The sequence below is a fragment of the Polynucleobacter yangtzensis genome (assembly GCF_027924165.1).
GTDB lineage: Bacteria > Pseudomonadota > Gammaproteobacteria > Burkholderiales > Burkholderiaceae > Polynucleobacter > Polynucleobacter yangtzensis.
Window position 1 is genome coordinate 1,195,566 of the sequence record NZ_AP026973.1, and the last position, 21,358, is coordinate 1,216,923.

Genomic DNA, 21,358 nt, shown 5'->3' on the forward strand with positions numbered 1-21,358 from the left:
AGCCACAGTCTCAATGTGCCTTTTCCATTTTGGAATAATGTGCGCTTAACGCTCGCGCATTCCCTGTGAGAAGGCAACATAGATTGGGCGGAACAGATACTTCAGAACGGACTGACGATCAGTAATGATGTCTGCCTGCACTGTCATACCAGGTTCAATCGTTTTCTCTTTATCACCTACAAAGTTTTGTGGAATGCTCACCACTACTTTGAAATATGGGTTTGATTTTTCATCTAAAGAGCTAAATGAGGAAACCATAACGACCTGACCTGTAATGGTGCCATAACGCATGAAGTCATAAGTGCCTAGCTTGAGTCGCGCTTCTTCACCCTTCTTCACAAAACCAATATCCGTAGGCTGCACGCGAACCTCGGCATGCATCTTGCCATCGATGGGTACTACATTCATTAAAGTAGCGCCTGGTGGAATGACACCACCAATAGTTCGGAATTTTAAGTCTTGTACTACACCATCTACAGGAGAAACAACATCGACTCGCTCTAAGCGATCTTTCAGCTTAGTCATTTGTTCTTCAACTTGGGCAAGCTCACCCGTAGTCGTATTGAGATCATCCATGCTAGCTTTGCGGTAGCGTAATAACTCTGCTTGGGCTTGACTTAGGTTTCTTTGGGCATCCAAAGCTTGAACACGCGTCGCTAATTTTTCTTTTGCTAGATCACCCCTAATTGAGCTGACCTCACCTAAGATCTTGATCTCGGATTCAAGTTGATCAATCTGATCCTTGGAAGTCTTTAGAGTAAATTCTTGTTCTGCAACCAGCTGTTTGTACTGCTCTGGGACTGGAGAAAAATCAGCCTTACGACCACCCAACAAGGCACGTAGGCGCTCAATCCGCGCATACAAACTCCAATATTTTGCTGTCAGCGTGAGATATTCTGCACTGGCTTCTGTATCGTTCAGGCGCATTAATACCTGACCCTCTTTGACCTCTTGTCCATCAGCTACATTGATCTCGGCGATTCTTCCGCCATCTACGTGCTGGATGATTTTTACTGACTGAATAGGCATTACCTGACCAGGTGCTGTAGCTACCACATCTAAATTTGCAAACAAGGCCCAGAGAAAGAATGCGCCCAAAGAATAGGCGATCAATTTAACCGTGGTCTGCCAGTAGACTGGTGGCGCAGCCTCTTCTAACAGGATAGCTTTTGCAATGTAATTATCATTGCGACTACCTAATACTAGGCGGCTACCCTTTTCTGGCTCTTGATCAATCGGCGTATTCATAATTTAACTCTCTAACGGTTTTGCTATCGTTGCTGTAATAAGTTTGTTTCAAAAGTTACTGGTGCATTTCTTCTAGGCTGCTGCTGGCTGCTTCAATAATTCATTCGGTGGTCCAGCGGCACGCAAATACCCTTTATCCAAAACTAATAATGTGTCTGCCAAACGAATATGACTAGGACGATGGCTAATAAAGATCACCGTAGTTTTACCCTTCATCTCTCTTAGGGTTTCCATAAACTTACGATCGCCCAATTCATCTAAACCGGCACCAGGCTCATCAAATAACATGATTGGTGCACGGGTTAAGTAGGCGCGCGCCAATGAAAGCTTTTGCTTTAAGTTAGTTGGCAAATCGTTCGTGTTATCACCCACACGGTATTCCAAGCCTCTTGGCAACGCTAATACCTGCTCAAGAGCCCCAGCCATATCGAGCGCTTGATAAACCTCATCATCACTTGCATCAGGACGTGCTAAGCGTAGATTCTGGGCAATCGTGGCTCTAAATAGCTGAATATCTTGCGGGGCATATCCGACCATGCGGCGCAATTCAATCGGGTCTAACTGACGGATATCAACGTTATCAATCAATATCGCTCCAGCTTGGGGTTGGTACATTCCCAAAATGAGTTTGAGTAATGTCGATTTACCACCGCCATTAGGGCCACTAATCGCGACCATCTCACCAGGAGATACTTTAAATTCCACGCCAATTAATGCAGGATCTACATTTAACGAGTAGCGGAAAGAAACGCGTGCAAATTCTACGGAACCTTCCAATCCTCTAGCAACCAGGGAGCTTGCAGAACCATTGCCCTCACCTTGAATTTTCATGAGGCCATCAATTTGACGGGTAGCGTTACTCACTCGCTCAATACGGGTCATATTAGTAAAGACTGTTTGAATTGGAGTTAACACCCGCCACATCAACATCATGGAGGCAATTAAGGCACCAGAAGATACGGTCAAAGAAAACACTGCTGGAACAGTCGCAGTCACAATCAGGAGAGCAGATAACATCATGACAAAGTAGGAGACGCCCATCAATAACGATGACATCTGCTCTGCCCTAAAAGAAGCCATAGTAGCGTTTGCAGAAATCTCTCTAAAACGCTCTAGCCAGAGAGTTTGGGCTCCGCATTCACGTACCACACGCATCTTAGTAATCATCTCCACTAAGAATTCATTTCGCTTGGTGGATTCTTTACTTACTGCGGCAACGCGATCGCGAGTAGGTACAGAGAAAATCCAATACAAGACTCCATATACCGTTGCCATAATGATGAATACCAAAAGGGCGATTGGATTGATGATGGATAGGGCTATCAATAGAATGATGGTGGCGGGAGATTCCAGCACTGTAGAGGCAAGTGGTCCCACAAATAAATCACGAATAGCCTCAAAGCTTTGTAAGCGGGATGTTTGCGACCCTACAGAAGCACGCTCGGTATAGGCTGGAGACATCTTAAATACCTGCTGCAAAATGGTTGCGCCGAATAGGTATTCAATACGACCAGCAATATAAGAGAGAATTCGAGCTCGCTGACGCATAAAAAAGAACGCAACGATAAGTGCCAGTACAGATCCGATTCCTAAATATAAGAGCGTATCTTGTGCGCCTGAAGGAATGATGGTGCTATAAACTGCCATCAAGAATAATGGTCCAGCCATAATTACCAGACCAGTAACCAAAGCGGAAATAGTAGCCTGGCCAATGAGTGGTGAGAAGCGCAACATCACCCTAAATACCCAAGAGCGATTCTCGGGTGTTTTGTTGTCTGCTAATTCATAAAAGAATGCTTCGCCCATCATATTCAGATTGGGCTCTAGATCCACTTCAGCAGACTCACTGACACCCTTACGCATGTGCTTTCCGACGCGACCCATTGCTATAAAGCCAAACCCGTCATCAGGTAAAAATAAGCACGGCAGAGAACGCGCATCCAAATCGCCCAACGGACAATGTACTTTGACTACTTTGTAACCTAACTGAGCCATCGCATTATGAAAGCCTGGCAAATCTAGGCTTTCAGTAAAGTAAGGTAAAGACTCCGCTACCTCACGTGGCGTACCACGTGAATTCATTAGCTTAAGCAATAAGGTCAGACAGGCCGATAAATCTGTTTCATTTTTAAAATTACTGTTAACCGTTTCATTGGTTCGCTCCCAACGCTTTGAATCAATATGCCCGCGCTTTAAGGGCGAGTCAAAAAACTCTGCGCTTGACAGCGCTTGATAACTACCACCCTTGTCAGAATCAGAACCTACTAAGGCAATATCAGTAGCAGCCGACTGAGGCTTATTTATAGGAGTACCGCTTAAGCTGGTCACTTGACCAGGCTCAATATAAGTCAGAGTTCCGCCACTCAAGAACCAGGTTTTATCAGCTAGCCGTAAATAAGATGGTCTTTGGGAAACAATTACTAAGGTAACCTTACCTTTAACAGCTTCTAAGAAACGCAAAAAGACTGAGTCTCCCTCCGAATCAATCGTAGAAGTCGGATCATCAATTAAAACGATACTGGGTTGATTAGAAAGCGCACGTACGATGGCAATCCGCTGACGATACCCCGGAGGCAATGAATCGGTTGCCATATCCCCCACTGGTGAATCCCAACCCCGTGGCATTTTGGATACAAAGTCTCCAAGACCAAGAGATTTTGCCGTGGCTAATGCACGATCTACCCGCTTAGCATCAAAGACACTCGCATTATCGAGCAATGAACCTTCAAACATTTGCGTGGTTTGAGGTAGATAGGCAATTTCCTCAGAAATTTTCCGTAGATCAATTTCTGAAATACTTTTGCCATTGACTAAAACACTTCCCTCAGTTGGCGCTATAACACCCGACATGAGTTGTAGTAATGTGCTTCGCCCTGCTCCAGTATCGCCAGTTATAGCAATACACTCTCCTGCAGCAATTGACAGATTGAGATGCTCAAAAATTCGATTCTGAGTACCAGGAAATTGATAGCTGACATCGCGCAACTCAATAGAGGAAGGCTTCTTATCCTCGTCAAATGGCTTTAAATCATTGTCATCGTTATAGCTTGTGCCCTTTGAAAATCCAGGCAAAGCCAAAGTTTTTGCCAAGCCATCACGAAGTACTTCATCCTGTTGAAACTTAGTCCACATGCCGCCCAATCGCTGCAAAGGCGCCAAGGAACGCATTCCCAGCAAAATACAAGCTGCTAATTCACCATTAGTAAGGTGATGCGTAATAACAAGATATGCCCCTAAAGCGACAATGATGGTTGTCATTAGCGGCGAGAAGATATTACCCACACCCGATGACATGTCACTCGCATAGGTCATACGAGCCATGATACGTGCGCCAGATTCTTGTAGGCGCTCATAACGACGCAACATCAATGCCTCCATCGACATTGATTTCATCGTATGGATATTGCCCAGCGTTTCATTCAAAAAATTACTACGGCGCAAATCTGCTGCCTTCTGCTCTTTGATTAACTCAGGATCATTGCGCCCCATCTTCCAGGTGATATAGACAAATACTGCATAACCGAAAGTAACGACCAAACCAATCCAGATATTGAGAATAAAAATGATCAGTACGTATAACAGAGTAAATGGAAGATCCATTAGCTGCTGAAAGGTTTGTCCGGAATAGTGATACTTCAGGCTGGAAATTGATTTGAAGTTTTCCATTACAGCACCTGTGCCCTGGCGCTCAAATGCATGAAGAGGCTCCACCAAGACTCTTTCGGCCACTTCCATCATGGCCTTATGTTCAAATCGCGCAGAAATCCATGCGGTTGTATAGGATCTTGCTACTCGTGTAATCGACTCGAGAGCAACAGCAATTCCTACAGTAATAGCGAATAGCCCCAAAGTATCTAAAGATTGATGCGGCAATATGCGGTCATACAACTGCAACATCAGCAATGGAAATGCCAAGGCCAAAATATTAATCACAATACTGGCCGCTAAAATGGTTTTTCTCTCTGTATCAAAGGCGGATAACATTCCCACCAATTTCTGTTCTTTTGTTTGATTGCGAATTTGATGAATTCGCTCAAGCAAAATAGAAATTTCAACTTTAAATTCTTGCCACTCAAACCGAATCGTTTTGATAGCAGCTTGCCAATGCGCCCTCAAATGAGGCAACCAATGACTGGGTTTTGTCTTTAATAAATTTGCAGAAAGTAAATCTTGGGCTTGCTGTTTATTAAACGCCTTACTTTTACTAATGGTTTTGCTTTTGCTACTCAGCTGGCCTACTAGGTGGAGTAAATCTGACTTTACTGCCACGAATAAAGTAATTGCTCCTAACTTCAACGAACGACCGCAGTATTGGAGAACTGACCAGATCTTTTGTAAGAAATTTTTCATTATTTTGACTCCTGGCCAACCGGAGTAGATTGAATGTTTGCTGAGGTCTCACGCGGAACCATCGGCGACTCCAAAGCCTTGATACCAGTGTTCGGCAGAGGTGTGTTAGTGCCGCGATAGTTCACTTGTCCTTTTGGTGTCACAACAAAATCAGGTTTAGAGCCAAATACTGAATCTGCGCTATTGGCCTTAGCTACCCATTCAGCGTTTGCCTGTGGCAGGCTACCGCCTCCTAAGCAGGGATCATTTTCTAATTTCATACCACCACCAATCGCCTTATAGAGGTTGACTGAGGCAATTAGTTGGTCTCCACGAGCGCTAACGGCCGCATCCTCTGATGCGATCACTGTTCGCTGAATTTCATAGAGCTGGACATAGTCCATGCCACCGCGCTCCACTACTTTGGCACTCATGACTGCCAAACGTTGGGCACGATTACGAGAATCATTTAATGCTGCATATGCTTGGGCAGTTAATGCCACGCCAGCAAGGCCGTCTTCTACATCGCGCATAGCACCGACTACTGTATTGGCATATCCCTCAAGGAGTTCAACATTCTTTGCGCTTGCCAATTGAATTTGTGCGCGACGTTTACCAGCATCAAAAATGTTTTGTACTAGATTGGTAGTAATGTTGTAAAACAAACTTTGTGGCATGGTCAACTGAGATAGTAAAAAGCTGCCATAACCGCCGCCGCCTGTAATAGCAAATGTCGGGAATAGATTTGCACGAGCAGCAAGCAAGTCTGCCTCCGCTCCTTCTAGGGAGGCCTCTGCTCTGCGAATATCTGGACGACGGCATAAGAGGTCAGACGGCAATCCGGGCGCTACAACTGGGGCCTTAAATTCTTCAACGGACTTCGCTTTAATTTTGATGCTGGAAGAAGTGGTGCCTAAAAGAGCAGCCAAACGATTAATGGCTCGTTCGCGTTGTAGCTTCAAATTTGTTACCAAGGCATCAGTATTGTTTTGCAAAATTAATTGCTGAGATAAATCGATCAAGGTGGCATCACCTAACTCCACCCTGCGCTCTAAACCTCTACCCACCCCCCGAATGGCTTCTAAATTTCTCTCACTCACAGTAATCCGCTCATCCAATGACACCACTTGGAAGTAGACAGTCATGACATCGCCTACCAAACTTAATGCAACCGCTTGACGGTTGAATTCACTGGCTAATGCCTGCGAGAATGCCGATTGAGTATCAAAGCCTTTTTTGCCCCAGAGATCAACTTCATAGTTCACCAAAGCACCTGCCTGCCAAAGAGGCTGCGAGCTCCACTGAGAGGTATTCGCTGCATAACCAGGGCCAGGAGTTGGCCCTTGGATGCCGTAACGAATATTGGCATCTAGTGTTGGATATTGAGCGGACTTAACAATATCTGCTTGAGCACGTGTTTGCGATACACGTGCAATGGCAATCCTTAAGTCAAAGTTATTGGTTAGAGCAGTTTCAACCATGCCATTGAGCTCTTCACTCCCAAAATCTTGCCACCACTCCTCTTTGGGGCGCGGTAGCTGCTGATCAATAGGAGTTTTAAATGTTGCAGGCAACCATCCAACATAAGCAGGACCATTTGGTGGGTCCCCTTCTCTTTGCATAAGCGAAGTACAGCCAGAAAGCGCAAGAGTTGAGCAAACTAAATAGATTGGTAAGTGTTTAATACAAAATCTGTATCCACTTGGTTTTGAAGGCTTCATTAAAGCGCTAACCATAGTTATAGGTGATAACTGTATTAGAGCTAACTAAAGACATATATCCAATGGTAGAAAACTGCCGATTTACAGTATCTATTTTGATTCTTGACTACCACTAAAAGTGGTACTTATCTACTAAACACTTCATAGCCACTTATAGAGATAATCCAAATCATCTATTTCAATGTGAAGTCTGACTACCCTTGAACCAAAAAACGGTATTACACGAATTTTTAAGCGTTGGCCTTTCCCTCTCCAGCGAGAAAGATATTGCGCAACTACTGGAGAAGATTCTCCAAACAGCCATGCGGTTTACTAATTCTGACGCCGGAAGCATCTATCTAGTACAAGAAAACTCAACTCTCAATTTTGAGATCGTTCATACCAAAAGCAGGGATTTGCATTGGGGAGGTACGAGCGGAATGCCCATTGATGCTTCACCTATTCCCCTGTTTAACACAGATGGAGAACCAGATCTATCTAGAGTGGCTTGCTACACCTACCACCGCGCAGAAACTGTCAATATTCCTGATGTTTACAATACATCTGAGTTTGATTTTTCTGGCACCCATGCAATGGATAAAAGAAATCACTACCATTCTCAATCCTTCTTAACCATTCCGATGAAAAATCATGAATCAGAAGTGATTGGAGTTTTGCAACTCATTAATGCAGTTGATCCTTTTACCAGCGAAATCATTCCGTTCTCAGATAGCAATCAATCGATTATTGAAGCACTTGCCTCTCAGGCTGCAGTTGCCCTCACAAACCGCACCCTGATTAATCACCTAGAAAAACTTTTTGAATCCTTTATTAGTCTTATCAACCACGCAATTGATGATAAGTCACCCTATACCGGCGGCCATTGCAATCGCGTTCCCGATCTCACCATGATGTTGGCAGACGCCGTCAATCGCTGCTCTTACGGCCCTTTGAGCTCTTTTCACCTTACTGAAGAAGACCGTCATGAACTCAAGATTGCGGGCCTATTACATGACTGCGGCAAGATTACGACACCAGTGCATGTGGTCGATAAGGCAACCAAATTAGAAAAGATTTTTGATCGTATTGAACTCATCCAAACACGTGCTGAAATTATCTTGCGTGATATTCAAATTGATTTATCTCAGAATTTGATCACGGAAGAGTCTGCCAATAAACGTCATCAGCAGTTAATTGATGACTTTAACTTTTTAAGTCATTGCAATATTGGTGTTGAGTCCATGCATAATTCTGATATTGAGAGAGTGCATGCAATAGCCAAAGACTACCAATGGAGAGATCTCTCAGGAACAGTGCACTCTTTATTAAGCGAAGAAGAAGTAAAGAACTTAACTATTAGAGCCGGCACCTTAACTCCAGAAGAGCGTCAAATCATTAATCATCACATTGACACAACCATTGCCATGCTTGAAAAGCTCCCTTGGCCAAAACACTTAAAGAATGTGCCCGAGTACGCCGGCGGACATCATGAACGTATGGATGGCAAGGGCTATCCAAAAGGTCTTACTCGAGAGCAGATGTCTATACCGGCACGCTGCATGGGAATTGCCGACATCTTTGAAGCGCTTACTGCACAAGATAGGCCCTATAAAAAAGGAAAGACGCTGAGTGAGTCCCTGCATATCCTGGGGAAGATGAAGCTTAACGGTCATATTGATCCAGACCTTTTTGATATTTTTATGTGGGAAAAAGTCTACGAAGAGTATGCCGAAAAGTTTTTAGATCAAAACTTAATTGATCATCTCGACTTAAGCCAGGTACCAGGCTATCAGCCACCTCCTACTGGGTATAACAGTCCCGCCAGAACTTAATAAAGGCGGGTATTTGAAATTCGCTTAATCTCAGTGACCGCAAGCTGAGATATATCCCTTAATTTCTCGTGCTTATCTTGCTGTAGATCTAATAGTGACTCTACTTGCGCATAGGTTGAGGCCACAAATCGATCGCCGTTCTCCTGGCTCTTTCTTAAGACGCCAAATTCAATACGACTTCGCTCATCCACACTCAGCTTACTAATTAAATCTTTCGTCGCCCAAATACTGCCCTGCCGTGCAAAATCACTCAAGCGAGAGGCTTGGTTAATCGTATTACCCAATACAGCAAATTCAATATGATTGGCCGACTGGAAACTTCCCAACCACTCCTGCCCTTCATGCAAACCTATGTTGAGCTGTAACTCTGTAAACCAATTTTTCTTAAGCTGCCATTCAGAACTAATTTTTCGCATTGCCTGACGTAATTCATCAGCACACGCCACCGCATTAAATAAGTAATTACTCTCTGCTTGCGGGAAAAAGTAGTAAACGACTCCGTCACCCACATGCTTACCGTGTGTACCCGTATATTTTCTCAATATGGGACTCATGGTTGCCCAGATCTGATTAATTAAAGAAAAATATTCGTCTGGTGGTAAATCAGAGCAAATACGTGTTGAATTTTGCAAATCAGCCACCAATACCGCGAGCGGCGTCATGACAGGCAAACGCTTACTCAACAAGGAGTGAATCACCTGATCACGGCGACCTAAGAAATGCAGTAGCTCATCTCCCCGCTCGGTAGAGGGCGAATGCACCACCAAAATACCCTCACGGAAATACACTGCGTACACTCGATAGCAGACATACTCTCCTTGAGAATTCTTTTGAAAAAATTCCACTTCATTAACCGCTTGCTCCAGATTGCTACCATCAAAAACAATCTGGTCCAATAAAGGCATCAGCTCAGGGTCGTGCTGGTTAACTAACTTTGCCAAAGGCTCATAAGCAATGCGTGAGCTAGCTAACTGTAATAAAAGCCCCACTAAGGCGCGCTGATCATCTAAGGCCAAACATACCTCAGGACGCGATAGAAGTCCGATCAAATTGCGCTCTGAACTTTTAGCTGGCGGTGCGATAAATCCAAAAACTTCTTTGCGAGCAGCTTCATTAAGCCAGGTCAACTCAAAGTTGTAATTCAACATGTAAGCCGGGTGCGTCAAAGTATCTAGAGAAAGCGTTAGTTCTCCAGACTGCATTTTTGCCTTTGGTACAGACTGCGCTGACTGATTCTTTGCCGCCACCCTCGTATTGGAACTAAGGTTGCCAACGCTTAACGCTTGGAGCTCCTGCACTTCTAGCAGCGCATCGGTTTTAGCCAAACGCTCAGCGACCTGAGCCATTGAGTGCCCTTGAGACTTCAATATCTGGACTGCCTGCACCCTCTCAAGTGAATCATCCGGGAAAAAACCCAAGACTCTAGCCCCACCCTCATCTGCGCTAGCAGATAAAGACTGTACAACTGGCTTAGGCAAAATCCCAAGCTGGATGTAGTTATTAAGGGTAGCGCGGGATATACCGGTCTGGTCTATGAGCGCCTTACTAGAAATCATATGTCTATCTGTCCAATAAAAAAGGATAGTCGGGGGATCATTTATACAGAATAGAGGCCAATTTAGACAGCTTATACCTGTCTAAGAGTAGAGATCTACTAGACAATTAGTTGTCTAATTGCAACATGAATTAGATAAACAAGAGAATTAAGACTCTAAATTGGACTTCAAGAGAGTCTTAAAGTCATCTGCAGACATAGGACGGCCAAACAGATAGCCTTGCGCAAAATTGCACCCCATTGACCTCAGAATGCTTGCCTGCTCCTCTGTTTCAACGCCTTCGGCAATAGATTCCAGTCCCAAACCTTTTGCCATAGAGATCATTGCTAGAACTAAAGCAGAATCCTGGGTATTGGGAGCTAACAACTTAATGAAGTCTGCATCGATTTTGATGTAATTGAAGTTAAAGCTTTTTAAAGAAGCCAATGAAGAATAACCAGTTCCAAAATCATCTACGCTAAATTGACACCCTGCTTCTTGCATCACAGCAATCTTTCGCATAACACGTTGTGACTTATGTAGCATCATCCGCTCTGTTATCTCGAGCACAATTGAGCTAGGGGATGTTTTTTTATCCTCGAGCATCTTAATCCATGCCATCGCAGAATGCTGATTCGAGTTGAATTGGGATGCTGCCACATTGATGGCAAGCTTGAAATTTGGGCCAGCATTTAATGACTGAATAAAAGTAATTGCATCATGCCAAATCCTTTCTCCAATCTCAATGATCAGGCCGGAGTCTTCGGCAATTTCAATAAAAGCGGGCGGCATAATGATTTCACCATTTTCTTTACACCACCTCAGAAGTGCTTCAGCTTGAGCAACCTTGCCTGTCTTCAGATCAATGATAGGCTGATAATGCAGCTCGAATTCGTTTTTCTCTAATGCGACACGCAATTCAGCAATAACGCTTGAACGGTAAGAGGCGGTAGCCTGCAAAGAGGTGGTGAAATATTGATGGGTATTACGACCACTTGCTTTAGCTGCGTACATAGCTTGGTCGGCACCTAATAGGAGGGCCTTAGCTTCTGATCCATCATTTGGAAATAACGATACTCCAATACTGGCGGTCACGAATATCAATTGACCTTCAATTGATATTGAATCAGCTAGTTTTTTCGAAACTTCCCGAATAATTGGGTCTGCAATTTCAGGCCTCTCGAGGTCACCCAGCAGGATCACAAATTCATCACCACCAATACGGGCAACAGTATCAGTCTCACGAACCACTGAACGCAAGCGAGCAGCAACTCCTTTTAACAACTGATCACCAAAATCGTGCCCACGGCTATCGTTAATATCCTTAAAGTTGTCTAGATCTATATAAGCAATCGCAATACTCTTTTTATTACGCGTAGATTGCTTAATCAATTGCTCAAGGCGATCAATCATCAAGCGTCGATTTGGCAATCCTGTCAAAGGATCAAAGTTAGCTTGCTGATTAATCAACTCTCTTGCTTTACGTTGATCTGTAACCTCAGAAATCAATGCAACCCTTTGAAGTGGCATGCCATCGTTATCAAAGTTAGAGTAGATTGAAATAAAGCGCAATACCTCGTTTCCGCTCTTGGTGCGCAGCCATGCCTGACCTTCCCAACGGCCAATAGCTTCAAGAGACGTATAAATATCCGAATATGATCGTGCTCCATGTTTTTTGACAAGCAGATCTGAAAATGTAATACCCTTAATTTGTTCAGCATCAAATCCTGTAAGCACCTCAAAAGGATGGTTTGCCAAAAGGATGGAACCTTTGGCGTCACTAATGACAACCGACTCACCCATTGCTCGATATACAGCTGAAGAAATGCTTAATGTATCTGCAACACGCCTCTCTTCAGTAACATCTATTCCATGAATGACCATGCGCTCGTCAACAAAAAAACAACCCCATACAATTGAGCGCTGAGAGCCATCTTTGCAAGTGGTTAAAGTTTCAAGCGGCTCAAATGGCGTATTAGAAGACTGGGATGCTGATGCACGCCTATGCCATTCAGCTTCAACCTCACTACGGTAAATTGGATCGGGGTAAGCTAACGCCCACCAAGCATTTGGGTCTAAAAAGTCTTCAGCCACATACCCTAATAATTTAGTGAAATAGGGATTAAGGTAATCTGTAACCTCAGTTTTCAGGTCATAAGTCGCCATCAAAACTGGTGTATTAGAAACAATCTCTTTGAAGCGCTCCTCTGATCTCTTTTCATTTTTATCAACCAGTAACAATGCTTCATTCTTTTTACGCATACCCTCTTCAGCAAGACTGATCACCAAACCAAGAATACATGCAACACCAAGATAGACCCACACTGGATTTTGATCAGGCCTAGTAAATAAGTCTGGGCCAATAAACCCCGCCCCAAAACGCGCGCCTAGGATAGCCTGTAACAATACAAGCGCAAAGAGCAACATCGCACCTTGGCGTCCGAAGTAAAAGCCGACGAGCAAGAGCATGAATAAATAGACATTCCCTTTGCCCGTTAAATCCAGGCTATCTTTAAACCAACCAAAGAAAATGGCCTGCCCTAGAAAAAAAGCAAAAATTAAAAGGACGACTAACTTGAGCAACCTTGTTTTGTTGGAAAAAATAGTCCAAGGCTTACTAAGAATGATAATGATTGGGGCAACAAAAGCCATTCCAAAATAATCCCCTGTAAACCATTCTTGGAAAACTGGCCTGAAATTGTTAGCCTGGATTAAATTACCCCAGATTAAAAACTGAATGTTAATTGAAGTACTGATTAAAGCTGCAATAGCACCAATAAATAAGAGGGAAATAAATTCAATTAATGAATCCAACTCCCCTTTTAATCTCGGTAGTTTTTTAAACAAAAATACTGCCGCCAGAAAACCCGACACTGATCCCGCAGCAATGAGGGATGCCATCCCGAAATGGTGTCCGCCACCCATCTCACCAAAAATAGCGCCAATGAAAATAAATGGCCAATATTGAAATCCATAAACCAGCAACACGCCCAAGCCTATTCCAGCAGGAATCCAGACAGGGCTTGCCCCAGCCTCACCAGAGAAATATTTCAATAGAAAAGCACAAATGACCGCATAAGCAATTGACCATAAAGTGGCCGCAATAACGGACTTTTTCGTATAAGACTCTGATAGTCTTGAAAAAATAGATTGGTTCAAGGGGGGAATCTAATTTGCGGGTGCTTAGAGTTGATTTTTAAACTAAAGTTATAGGACGGATCATAAAAGATTTCCCCCTGCTGACCATCAAATTTACAATTAATTGTTGGGTATTGCGACTAAATTAGTATTTATCTACTATATATTGAGTAGGCATTGCTAGAGATGACTACCAAATCCAGCGGTGCGCCTAATTCCTTGTATTTTCCTTGATATTATTTGGCATGAATTTAGACGCGAGAACAAACCGGGTAGCACGCTTTACCGTAATCGCAGGCATTTTAGTTGCCATAGTCTTAGTCGTCAGCGCAATAGTCTCGAGCTATATCCTAAGACAAAACTCCATCAAAGACCGCTCCGAGCAAATATCCAATCTTACAGTTGTACTGGCTGAGCATGCCGCTCAAACCATGTATTCAGCCAACACTGCTTTGGATAGCCTTGTTGACGCAGTATCTGCTGCCAATGTCAAAACTGAAGCAGAGTACCGTGCCTTTGCTGAAAAAAAAGCACAGTTTTTAAATCTTGAAGAAAAAACAAACTCTAATGCCATTATTGATGTGGCTACTTACGTAGGCGCAGATGGAAGGGTACTCAATTTCTCACGCTCTTACCCGCCACCCAATATTGATCTATCAGTTCGCGACTATTACCAATACCTAAGCACTCATACATCCACTCAAACTTTTTTTAGTAATCCCGTGCGCAACAAAGGAAATGGAAAGTGGGTATTTTATTTGGCTAAGCGGATTAGTAACGCCAAAGAGGAATTTTTAGGCATAGCCTTAATAGGCGTCTCTGCAGAGGTTTTTTCAAAATTCTATGAGCAAATTGGTTCCAATTTAGGAGACGGTTCATCCCTTGTGCTCTTTAAGAAAGATCAGGTTTTATTAACCCGCTGGCCCTTTGTTGACGATCGAATTGGCAAGGCGAACACTAGTGAAATTTTTGAAAAGGTTGTTGAAGATCCAAAGCTTCAGGGTCGGGTCATCCTGACTGATGCGCCCACAGCACTTCGCAATAATGAACGAGTTCAAAGGATGATTGCATTTCGTAATGTGCCAGGATACCCGTTGGTTGTTGGCGCCATCGCCACTGAAGAGCTGTATTTAACAGGCTGGAGAAAAAGTCTTTACGGCATTATCTATACCACTGTTTTTAGCCTGATCTTAGTATTTGTGGGCGTGAAATTACTTTTAAGATCACTATGGGCTAATTTTAAAAATCAGCATCTCGCAAATCACGATGCCTTAACTGGTTTACCTAATAGACTGCTATTTGCAGATCGCCTACAGCAGACACTTGCACAGGCTGAACGTAATAAAACTAAATTTGCCCTCATCTTTTTAGATCTTGATAATTTAAAGAGTATTAATGACAACTACAGTCATGCGGCTGGAGATAGTGCTCTATGTGAAGCAGCTAACCGCATGCTCAATAATGTTCGATCTTCGGATACGGTGGCCCGGATTGGGGGTGATGAATTTGTAATCCTGCTGCCAAATATTGAGAGCGAAAGCAGCGCTCTTACTATTGCAGAAAAGGTGCGTTCTGCTTTACTCGAACACTTTATGGCAAATGGTAAAGAGCTAGTCACCGGAGCCAGTATGGGTGTTGCCCTCTACCCAGAACACGGTGATAACGAATCTACATTAAGCGCCCATGCAGACAAAGCGATGTATCGCGCTAAATCTGGCGGTAGAAATCGAGTCTGTCTTTTTGATCCGGCAATAGACATTTAGTCCACCCAAATTATGAAAATTAGCCGCCTTGATCAAAAGTGGTGGGTTAAGGCAATAAAGGGAAGATTTAGTGGGGCGAACGACGGGGCTCGAACCCGCGACAACCAGAATCACAATCTGGGACTCTACCAACTGAGCTACGTCCGCCGTTGTAGAAGAAGAGATTATAGCCTTTTTGGATAAAAACCTGCCAAAACAGCCTTAATCCACAGTTTCTAGGTCAAAAGCAGCCCAATCCCCAAGGCATAAACTGGCATCCAAAAAGAAATCTGCGATCGCGGCTTTGCTCTGTACTTTGGCTAAAGCATGGTGATCTGAGAGTCGTTGACGCCAATAACGGGACCCCGCCCTACCATGTGCAAGACCTAAAATATGTCTTGTAAATGCGCCAATATAAAAAGGCTTATTCTTGGCACGACATTCATCAAACCAAGCCTGCACTTGTTTTACCAATGCAATCTGAATACGATGCCACTCCGTTTCACTAAACAGATAACCGGCAGCATCTCCATTTGTACTGATCATGTCATCCCACCCCAGCAATAAAGCAGGGAAGTGATAAGCAGCCCTTCCCACCATAAAGCCATCGAAGTCATCCCAAAGACCGGCAATTTGCTCATTGGTTTCTAAACCGCCATTGAGTAGAACTTTTAGATTCGGAAATTGCTTTTGCGCATCAATCCGAATTTTTGCAGCTACTTCATAGTGCAATGGTGGTTTACTGCGATTTTCTTTGGGGGATAAACCCTTCAATATAGCGTTACGCGCATGAATTGTTACCTGACTAGCACCAGCATCTGCAACAGCAAGAATAAAGTCGAGTGCAAATTGATAATCTTTTTGTGAATTAGCAGCATCCATCGAATCCAAGCCCAAACGATGCTTTACTGAAATCGGAATATCCACCTCACCCTTCATTGCTTTAACGCACTCGGCCACTAAATTGGGCTCTGCCATGAGGCATGCGCCAAAAGCACCACGCTGCACACGTTCAGATGGGCAGCCACAGTTCAGATCAATTTCGTCATAGCCCCACTGTTGCGCTAATTGGGCTGCTTTTGCCAAATCATTTGGCTCACTACCGCCCAGCTGAAGGACAACAGGATGCTGGTCTTGGGAGTAATCTAAGTGGCGCGGTACATCCCCATGCATAAGAGCACCGGTGGTGACCATCTCGGTATACAGCACTGCATCTTTGGTGAGTGTTCGATGAAAAGAGCGGCAATGACGATCAGTCCACTCCATCATTGGGGCAACAGCTAAACGCTTCTTGAAATTCAAATCCACAGACACTTTGAGATTGCCCTTGAGAGCTAATTAATTGCTGCCATTTTAGAGTATTTTGGGTGTATTGAGCCCAGCAACAAGGGAGCTTTGAAAAATCAAGGCCCTAGAAAGTATTTACAAAGACAGGGTCTAGGCCACGAAAACTAATCCTGAAATTGCTTTGCAATTCGTTGAAAAGCGCCCTCCTCTTGCATGAAAGCCTCTACAACCGTCGGATCAAAAAAGGTGCCTTTCTTGCTAAGAATCTCTCTAGCCGCATCTTGATGAGACCAGCCCTCTTTATAGGGACGCTTAGTGACAAGCGCGTCATACATGTCTGCCAATGACATAATCCTGGCCTCCAAGGGAATGCTCTCCCCACGCAGGCCATAGGGATACCCTTCGCCATCCCACCGCTCATGATGACAGCCCGCTATTTTGATAGCGCTACTAATAACTGCATCATCTGAATTGCTATCAGCTGCTGAGGCTCTAAGTACTGACTCGCCAATAGCGGCGTGGGTCTTCATAATTTCCCAATCTTCTTCATTCAAAGGCCCCGGTTTCAACAAAATATGGTCCGGTATTGCAACCTTACCTATGTCATGGAGTGGCGCAGCTTTAAACATGGCATTGATACTTGCTGCATTCAACTGCCGAGGTTGATACCCCATGGACCTGAGGCGCTCTGCCAAAACCTTAACGTAATGCTGGGTACGCACAATATGATTGCCGGTATCGTTATCTCTTGCCGAAGCAAGATTCTTGAGAGCATCGAGCATCTGATTTTCTTTTTCTTCTCTGCGCTGCTGCTCTTGCTGGACTAATTTGCTATAGAAAAAATTTCCGATTGCAATGAATATGAGTGCATAAAGAACTATGACAATTAACCGCGCTAGAAATTCCGTCCACTCTTCATCAAAGATGCTACTGTATCCAAATATGCTTACATCGTTATCAATCAGCCAAATTCTATATATCCAAACAATAATCTGTGACGTTATGGCACAAATTAAGAACCCTATATAGATTGATTTAGTTTTAAAGTACTGGAAAGAGAGCTCATACAACTGCCAAATTGAGAGCGCAATTGCTATCCAACTCAAAAACTCGACTCTATGGTCATATGTCACATGAGTTCGAACGAATTCAAGAATTACACCCAATACGAGCAATGCAAATGTGAACTTGCTCAACGCCCACTTATTCTTGATTGATGAATTAAATGATCTAAAAAGAATTCCAAGGGCAATGTCAGAGGCTATTTGCATGAGATTGCCAATCGTGAGTGCAAGTCCGCCAACCAAGGGATATATCAAAAAAGACAAGCATGATAAAGACATCGCCAGCACAGCAATAGACCAAAAATGCATAGATCTTTGCTGATTAAATTGAAATCTTAGGTCGTTGATTGAGCTAAAGCTGAGGCCAAAAAAAATCAGGCCGAATCCTAGATACATAGCTTGATTTACTAACTCCATTGCTTTAGACCCTTTTTTATTATTTAGTTATCTATAGCTTCAAGCTAAATTATCTAATTGCTTTACGGTGTTTATCTTCATCATACTACTAAAGGTATCGTTTTATTTAGTATAAATCTCCCAAGTATTCTCGCTCTTCGCTATAGCTACTTACATGACCTTATCGGTATGCGATAGTAAATCTACAATGGCTTAGAGCTTGATAGCAAATCTGCCACCAAAATAGTTAAGGGCAACCAAAGTTGCCCTTAATTTTATTAATTGGGATATTTCGGCTTTTACTTATTTAAGCTTGGAAAGCTTTGCTTCGAGATCAACAGCAAGATCCAAAGCACCCATGTAACCAGACTTCAAGTGAGCAGGTAGATCAGGATCGCCAACCATAGCCCCCAATGTTTCCACTAGGCTAAAGATAATTCCTTTGGCCGCCCCAGCTGCAATCGTATTGTTAGCAACAGCCTCATCAATATGATTTACAGCATCAAGAAAATAATCATGTCCTGGTAGGCCGTCTGGTCCTAAAGCTTCTTTAGTCATTTGCGTTTTCCTATATATTTAGATTTACAGCATCTGATCTACTTTGTAGAAAAACTTACGCGCATAAGCAAGAATTTCTTTATCACTAGGATGATCAACCGTTTCTACACCAACAATATTTTCGGCAATCTTAGCGTCATGTTTATGAGCATGCTTAATGAGTTCTAATTTTGCAGAGCCTGGTCCGAGAATCAAAATTTCTTTAGATTCGTTCACGGCATTAATTACAGAATGTAAATACTTGGAATCTAGAGCGAGCTTGCCACTACCGACTTCACCGCCCTTATGATGTAAATGGGAATGTGTTGTTTTGCTACGAATCACTTCAGCTTCACTAGCCTGTTCGCTCAAAAACATAACGTGTGCTTCTTGATGATCAATCCAAATAACTGCGTGATTTAATGACATATTCTTCCTATTATTAATAATGACTACTCTTTGAGAATACTCCTACCCAGCCGGACATTCATTTAAAGGCTTGATTTAAATCAAATAGGTAGAGTTAATGAATGACGCCCTAGAGCTCAAGGGTCTTTTGACTAGAAAAAGCCCTTGGTTCATGGGTAATAGGATCCATAAAGGAGACTACCTTTGCCAGTAATTGCAAAGGCTTAGAAAAGTCCAGGTCGTATTCCTGGTATGGCGTTAGAACAGGATAGATCTGGTCGTTTTTAATGGGGATTTTTAGGGCATTGAGATGGCAACGCAGTTGATGCTTCTTTCCACTTCCCGGTGTTAACCGATATCTCGCGTATGGGGCCTTAACCTCCAAAATCTCAATCAAGGTATCTGAATTTGGTTCACCCTCCACTTCGCACATCTGCAAGAAATGCTCAGACTCCTCTAGACGACTTTTATAAGTCATGGGGAGCTTTTGATCGAGCTCTTTTGTGTAAGGCGCTATAGCCTCATAGACTTTCTTGACGGCTCTATCTCTAAAAAGATTTTGGTATTGAGCGCGCTCATCTGGATTAACCGAAAAAATGACTAAACCAGCAGTATCTCTATCAATGCGATGAATTGGGCTTAGCGTTTGTATGCCTGTGGTTTTCTTTAGGCGATTGAGCAAGGTTTGATGTAAATAAAGACCGCTCGGCGTTACCGGCAAGAAATGGGGCTTATCGGCAACGAGAATATGTTCGTCTTGATAGAGAATTTTCTCTTCAAATGGAATTTCTGGCTCGCGCTCTAACCTTCTGAAGTAAATTAAATGCGTATTAGGGAGATATGCATCATTGACAGCTAGAGCATGGCCCTCTTGATCAAGAATCAGCCCTTCATTGAAACGAGATACCCATTCTTCTCTCGCAATATGAGGAAATTGCATGACAAAAAAGCTGAGCAAATTCGCATGAGCTTGATCAGCAGGTAGATATACCCGCGATGCTGACACCCCTTCTGAATTAACTCTCATAACACCCCATTAGCAAATGCTTTTTGGTTGCTAGTTTAAATTAATCATCTGTACGGTTTTCTATTTAGCTTCTCCTCAAAAGAAGAGCCACCCTAAGGTGGCTCTTCTTCAAAGTGTTTGAAGCTTAGTCTGCGTAAATACCTGCAGACTTAATGATTGGAGTCCACAAATCAATCTGTGCCTTCAAGTGCTTTTTCAAGCCTTCTGGGCTGGCATTTGCTTGTGATGGAATCTCTACACCCAACTCAGCCATATGCTGCTTATAGAGAGGATCCTGAATTGCACCTTGTAATGCCTTAGCCAACTTATCCATCTCTGCCTTAGGAGTGCCCTTTGGCGCATATACGCCATGCCAAACTTTAACTTCAAAGTTCTTCAAGCCTTGTTCATTCAATGTAGGAATCTTGTCAAAGGCTTTGATGCGCTGCATAGTTGTTGAACCATAAGGCTTCACCGCGTTAGTAGCCAACTGGCCTGAGAGGTTAGTTGTCTGGTCACACATCAACTGCACTTGACCACCGATTAAGTCTGTCAATGCAGGCGCAGTACCTTTGTAAGGAACAGTGGTTAAATCCAACTGAATACGGCTCATGAAGAGCAATCCACACAAGTGACTAGCGGAACCTACGCCAGCATTGGCATAAGCAATCTTACTAACGTTTGCCTTCATGTATGGAAGAAGTTCTTGATAGTTCTTTGGTGGCAAGTCTTTATTGCCAACCAAAATCATTGGTACGTCAGCAACCTGGCCAACATACTCATAATCATTCATTGGATCAAAGCCCAAGTTCTTATACAGAGCTGGTGCTGTAGACATACCAATGTGGTGAATCAATAATGTGTAGCCGTCATTCTTGGAGTTAATCACTCGCTTAGCAGCAATTGTGCCGCCTGCGCCAGGACTGTTATCCACGATCACCTGGCCTTTAAGCTGCTTACCCATGGCAAGAGCAAGCTCACGTGCGACTTTATCGGTTGGTCCGCCAGCGGAGAATGGGACAACTAATGTAATTGGGCGATCACCAGGGAAGTCTGCTGCTTTGGCAGCAGAAATGCTGACTCCTAATGCACACAGCGAAATTGCTGCAATGCGGAAAATTGATTTAGACATTTTC

The 21,358-nt window shown here is 43.5% G+C and carries 13 protein-coding genes and 1 tRNA gene; 2 read left to right on the top strand and 12 right to left on the bottom strand.

Annotated features, from left to right (window positions below; translation table 11 throughout):
- Window positions 1-45 precede the first annotated feature (45 nt).
- The 3 genes from QMF28_RS05990 to QMF28_RS06000 all read right to left on the bottom strand — a co-directional run bounded on the left by QMF28_RS05990 (window position 46) and on the right by QMF28_RS06000 (window position 7,313).
- Window positions 46-1,248, bottom strand: coding sequence for a beta-barrel domain-containing protein (locus tag QMF28_RS05990; protein ID WP_281741694.1), 1,203 nt, complete (start codon window positions 1,246-1,248; stop codon window positions 46-48).
- A gap of 72 nt (window positions 1,249-1,320) precedes the next feature.
- Window positions 1,321-5,598, bottom strand: coding sequence for a peptidase domain-containing ABC transporter (locus tag QMF28_RS05995; protein WP_281741695.1), 4,278 nt, complete (start codon window positions 5,596-5,598; stop codon window positions 1,321-1,323).
- The gene (locus QMF28_RS06000) at window positions 5,598-7,313 is read right to left on the bottom strand and encodes an efflux transporter outer membrane subunit (RefSeq protein ID WP_345739963.1); all 1,716 of its coding nucleotides are present in this window, start codon (window positions 7,311-7,313) and stop codon (window positions 5,598-5,600) included. The genes QMF28_RS05995 and QMF28_RS06000 overlap by 1 nt, the downstream gene beginning before the upstream one ends.
- A 185-nt stretch (window positions 7,314-7,498) precedes the next feature.
- Here QMF28_RS06000 and QMF28_RS06005 point away from each other — a divergent pair, with 185 nt between their 5' ends.
- Window positions 7,499-9,109: an HD family phosphohydrolase gene (locus QMF28_RS06005; protein WP_281741697.1), complete on the top strand. Its 1,611-nt coding sequence runs from the start codon at window positions 7,499-7,501 to the stop codon at window positions 9,107-9,109.
- Here QMF28_RS06005 and QMF28_RS06010 read toward each other — a convergent pair.
- Together QMF28_RS06010 and QMF28_RS06015 are read right to left on the bottom strand one after the other, a co-directional pair.
- Window positions 9,106-10,665 (bottom strand): adenylate/guanylate cyclase domain-containing protein, encoded by a 1,560-nt coding sequence (locus QMF28_RS06010; RefSeq protein WP_281741699.1) that lies wholly within the window; start codon window positions 10,663-10,665, stop codon window positions 9,106-9,108. The two genes, QMF28_RS06005 and QMF28_RS06010, sit on opposite strands and share 4 nt — an antisense overlap.
- Window positions 10,666-10,812: 147 nt before the next feature.
- Complete coding sequence (locus tag QMF28_RS06015; protein WP_281741701.1) at window positions 10,813-13,803, bottom strand: bifunctional diguanylate cyclase/phosphodiesterase; 2,991 nt, start codon at window positions 13,801-13,803, stop codon at window positions 10,813-10,815.
- Between the two features lie 224 nt (window positions 13,804-14,027).
- Here QMF28_RS06015 and QMF28_RS06020 point away from each other — a divergent pair, with 224 nt between their 5' ends.
- Window positions 14,028-15,545, top strand: coding sequence for a bifunctional diguanylate cyclase/phosphodiesterase (locus QMF28_RS06020; protein ID WP_281741703.1), 1,518 nt, complete (start codon window positions 14,028-14,030; stop codon window positions 15,543-15,545).
- A gap of 71 nt (window positions 15,546-15,616) precedes the next feature.
- Here QMF28_RS06020 and QMF28_RS06025 read toward each other — a convergent pair.
- The 7 genes from QMF28_RS06025 to QMF28_RS06055 form a co-directional block, all read right to left on the bottom strand.
- Window positions 15,617-15,692 (bottom strand) — tRNA-His (locus QMF28_RS06025).
- 54 nt (window positions 15,693-15,746) lie between these two features.
- Window positions 15,747-16,832 (bottom strand): tRNA dihydrouridine(20/20a) synthase DusA, encoded by a 1,086-nt coding sequence (dusA, locus tag QMF28_RS06030; protein WP_281741705.1) that lies wholly within the window; start codon window positions 16,830-16,832, stop codon window positions 15,747-15,749.
- A 143-nt stretch (window positions 16,833-16,975) separates the two neighbouring features.
- Complete coding sequence (locus QMF28_RS06035; protein ID WP_281741706.1) at window positions 16,976-18,292, bottom strand: HD-GYP domain-containing protein; 1,317 nt, start codon at window positions 18,290-18,292, stop codon at window positions 16,976-16,978.
- A gap of 282 nt (window positions 18,293-18,574) precedes the next feature.
- Window positions 18,575-18,829: a hypothetical protein gene (locus QMF28_RS06040; RefSeq protein ID WP_281741708.1), complete on the bottom strand. Its 255-nt coding sequence runs from the start codon at window positions 18,827-18,829 to the stop codon at window positions 18,575-18,577.
- 24 nt (window positions 18,830-18,853) lie between these two features.
- A complete protein-coding gene (locus QMF28_RS06045) occupies window positions 18,854-19,237 on the bottom strand; it encodes a translational machinery protein (RefSeq protein ID WP_281741709.1) in 384 nt (127 codons plus the stop codon).
- Between the two features lie 109 nt (window positions 19,238-19,346).
- Window positions 19,347-20,243, bottom strand: coding sequence for a pseudouridine synthase (locus QMF28_RS06050; RefSeq protein WP_281741710.1), 897 nt, complete (start codon window positions 20,241-20,243; stop codon window positions 19,347-19,349).
- Window positions 20,244-20,367: 124 nt separating this feature from the next.
- A complete protein-coding gene (locus QMF28_RS06055; RefSeq protein WP_281741711.1) occupies window positions 20,368-21,354 on the bottom strand; it encodes a tripartite tricarboxylate transporter substrate-binding protein in 987 nt (328 codons plus the stop codon).
- Window positions 21,355-21,358: the final 4 nt, after the last annotated feature.

Bases quoted from the DNA above. Each gene is read 5' to 3' on its own strand.
- QMF28_RS05990 (WP_281741694.1), bottom strand. From the start codon at position 1,248: ATGAATACGCCGATTGATCAAGAGCCAGAAAAGGGTAGCCGCCTAGTA.
- QMF28_RS05995 (WP_281741695.1), bottom strand. From the start codon at position 5,598: ATGAAAAATTTCTTACAAAAGATCTGGTCAGTTCTCCAATACTGCGGT.
- QMF28_RS06000 (WP_345739963.1), bottom strand. From the start codon at position 7,313: ATGGTTAGCGCTTTAATGAAGCCTTCAAAACCAAGTGGATACAGATTT.
- QMF28_RS06010 (WP_281741699.1), bottom strand. From the start codon at position 10,665: ATGATTTCTAGTAAGGCGCTCATAGACCAGACCGGTATATCCCGCGCT.
- QMF28_RS06020 (WP_281741703.1), top strand. From the start codon at position 14,028: ATGAATTTAGACGCGAGAACAAACCGGGTAGCACGCTTTACCGTAATC.
- QMF28_RS06035 (WP_281741706.1), bottom strand. From the start codon at position 18,292: ATGGAGTTAGTAAATCAAGCTATGTATCTAGGATTCGGCCTGATTTTT.
- QMF28_RS06040 (WP_281741708.1), bottom strand. From the start codon at position 18,829: ATGACTAAAGAAGCTTTAGGACCAGACGGCCTACCAGGACATGATTAT.
- QMF28_RS06045 (WP_281741709.1), bottom strand. From the start codon at position 19,237: ATGTCATTAAATCACGCAGTTATTTGGATTGATCATCAAGAAGCACAC.
- QMF28_RS06050 (WP_281741710.1), bottom strand. From the start codon at position 20,243: ATGAGAGTTAATTCAGAAGGGGTGTCAGCATCGCGGGTATATCTACCT.
- QMF28_RS06055 (WP_281741711.1), bottom strand. From the start codon at position 21,354: ATGTCTAAATCAATTTTCCGCATTGCAGCAATTTCGCTGTGTGCATTA.